This is a genomic window from Thermogemmatispora sp. (assembly GCF_019683635.1).
Taxonomy (GTDB): Bacteria; Chloroflexota; Ktedonobacteria; order Ktedonobacterales; family Ktedonobacteraceae; genus Thermogemmatispora.
Map to the genome: position 1 here is coordinate 1 of NZ_JADGIA010000342.1, position 2,687 is coordinate 2,687.

The following is a 2,687-nucleotide window of genomic DNA, read 5'->3' on the forward strand; positions in this document are numbered from 1 at the left end:
GGAATATTCGTGCGCGCTTTACTGTCCTGCGGGGCAGTGGGCTGCTGTCAACCAGCCCTGAAGCCCGGGCCGACGAGGCTGCGGGCAAGCCCCTGGCTTAAGCCGGGGGTCGTTGACCAAAATGTACCGGAGTGACGAGCGTCTAGTAGTGGCGGCTCCCATGCCTGGCATGGAACCGGAAGACATTCACATTGAGTTACAAGAAGACGGACGCCTGATCCTGCATGGAGATGTGCGTGCCCTGCTTAAAGACGTCAAAGAGCTGCTGATCGACGAATGGAGCATCGGAGCCTATCATCGCGAGCTGCAGCTAGTGCAACCAGTCGATGGCGAGCACGCTAATGTCACCTATGGAAACGGCGTCCTGGTCGTAGCCTTACCACTGAGCACCACCATGCGCCCGGCTCATCTCACACTCTCGGCTCATGGTCAGGCGCGCGGCCTCCATCAAGGTGGGGCAGGCCATCCCTCCACCTGGGCCTGAACAACGCTGCCTCGGCGCAGGCGGCTCATATCTGTCCTGGTCTTTCTTTCTCCTTGAGCGCTTCTGGCGGCGCTTGCCTTCGCTGCGGTAACATAGAGGAAGATCATTATCAGCTGTCTGTGGTCACCTTCCAGGAGATGGCCGATGGGCGATCTCTCTGACGCTCGGGCATCGGCCTGGCTCCTGGAGATTTACCGGCAAGTAGAGTAGCAAAGGAAAAGGAGGAAGAAGCATCGTGGCTGCCGATTTCACCTCTTCCACGGGAGAGAACCGCTATTTTATCGATATCGAGCAGGGGGCGGAGACTGCCCGGCTCCTTGAGCAGGAGCGGCTCTTTAGCGAAGCGATGGGGGGCTTACTGCCCGAGCTGGATGATCTCAGTCAACTTCGGCGTGTGCTCGACATTGCCTGTGGTCCTGGAGGCTGGGCCCTGGAGCTAGCGACGCGCTACCCTCACCTGGAGATTGTAGGTATCGATATCAACCCGACCATGATTGATTATGCCCTCGCTACTGCCCGTGTGCGTGAACTGTCCAATGTCACCTTCGAAGTGGCGGATGCCCGCCAGCGCCTCCCTTTTCACGATGCCGCCTTTGACCTGGTCAATGCCCGACTGATTATGGCCTTTATGGATCAGCGAACCTGGCCAGCCCTTCTTGCAGAATGCCGGCGCCTTCTCCGTCCCGGTGGCATCATCCGTCTCACCGAGATAGAGACGCCGGTGAGCAATAGCCCGGCTTATCAGCGCCTTTACAACTGCCTCAACCGTGCGCTGGCCCAGCAGAAACGGACCTTTTCCGTCGACGGCAACTCCACAGGTATCGTCTACATGCTGGCGCGCCTCCTGCGAGAAGCTGGCTTTGTCAACATCCAGCGCCGCGCCTTCTATTACGACGGTTCCTATGGTATGCCCATGCACGACAGTGGCTACAGAGACATGCAAGCCCTTTTTTGCCTGACCAAGCCCTTCTTGCTGGCCAGCGGTGTCATTGACGAAGCCGAATTTGAGCAGGTTTATCAGCAAATGCTGCAGGAAATGGCGGCAGAAGACTACACTATCGTGGGCTTTGGGCTAACGGCCTGGGCCATCAATCCGAGCGAACCAACGAGCCATTGAGTTTGTGCACCACCCAACGCTCGGCTGCTGCCATAGGGGCATCTGGCTATCGCTACCAGCCTTTCCAGGGGAGCTGGAAACGAGCGGGATCACGCTCTGACGACACCCCTAACTGCCCCGGCCAGGTCTCCAGCCTGGCCGGGGTGGCCAATGCCTCATTCTTAGGAATCGGCCTCTTGCTGGGCCTCAATGGCGCTGGCCATCTCTGGGTGGAGCTGCCAGCGACCATCTATCAGCACCTGCTGATCCCAGGGAAAGATCACCAGCTCATCTGTCTGCAGCGCCACACACGTGGGCTGTGGCTTCGCCCAGCTATGGCTGACCAGAGCGGCGGTCACGACATGAAGCGCTCCGAGCGCGCGCGCCTGCTCCGCTACCAGCGCCAAAGTCTCCCCGCTATCGGCGATCTCATCCACAACAGCGAGACGCTTGCCGGCGACATCCGGGACCAGCGGTACGTGCCAGATCGGCGAAGGGAAACGCACCTCATCCTGAAGGCGTCTGCTCACACGCACTGGATAAAGGTCGAGCCGCAGTGCGCAGGCTGCTAACGTGGCTGGAAAGAGGCCAGCGCGAGCAATACCGACCACAGCCTCGATCTGTTCTCTGGCTAGGCTCTCACATAGCTTGCGTCCTAATGAAGCGATCTCCTCCCAGGATAAAAAACGCACCCCGCGTCGATGGACATAATCATAACTACGGACCATGAAATCCGGTGGCTCTCCTTTTCTTTGCTGCTGATGGATAATCCGTTGTGCTCTGATCCAAAGCTATCCTGCTCTCATTCATGGACAGGGGAGGGTCATAACTAATTTCCGAAGGTGTTGGCAACTTGAGACATTTCATGGTACGATAGACCCATGAAACCCAGTCAATACGCCAAAGACGAATGGCACTCGTTGTCCGTGGCTACAAAACCGAGTTAGATCTGAATAAGAAGCAACGAACCGCGTGCTTGAAGCATGCCGGCTGTGCCCGCTTTGCCTACAATTGGGGACTGGCTCGCTCTCAGGAAGTGTACCGGGCCACGGGGAAACGTCCCAACGCTTTCCAGCTGCATCGAGAACTCAACGCCCTCAAGAAGAC

General features: G+C 58.0%; 4 protein-coding genes. 3 read left to right on the top strand and 1 reads right to left on the bottom strand.

The genetic code is table 11. The features are described from left to right. Nucleotides 1-121: 121 nt before the first annotated feature. A complete protein-coding gene (locus IRZ31_RS21075; protein WP_297157667.1) occupies nt 122-484 on the top strand; it encodes an Hsp20/alpha crystallin family protein in 363 nt (120 codons plus the stop codon). A 235-nt stretch (nt 485-719) separates the two neighbouring features. Then, nucleotides 720-1,601, top strand: a complete 882-nt coding sequence (locus tag IRZ31_RS21080) for a class I SAM-dependent methyltransferase (protein WP_297157670.1) — start codon at nt 720-722, stop codon at nt 1,599-1,601. Between the two features lie 161 nt (nt 1,602-1,762). Here IRZ31_RS21080 and IRZ31_RS21085 read toward each other — a convergent pair whose 3' ends face one another. Beyond that, nucleotides 1,763-2,308: a phosphoribosyltransferase family protein gene (locus IRZ31_RS21085; protein WP_297157673.1), complete on the bottom strand. Its 546-nt coding sequence runs from the start codon at nt 2,306-2,308 to the stop codon at nt 1,763-1,765. A 182-nt stretch (nt 2,309-2,490) separates the two neighbouring features. Here IRZ31_RS21085 and IRZ31_RS21090 point away from each other — a divergent pair. Continuing rightward, a partial coding sequence (locus IRZ31_RS21090) for a helix-turn-helix domain-containing protein (protein ID WP_297157676.1) occupies nt 2,491-2,687 on the top strand: 197 nt, incomplete at its 3' end.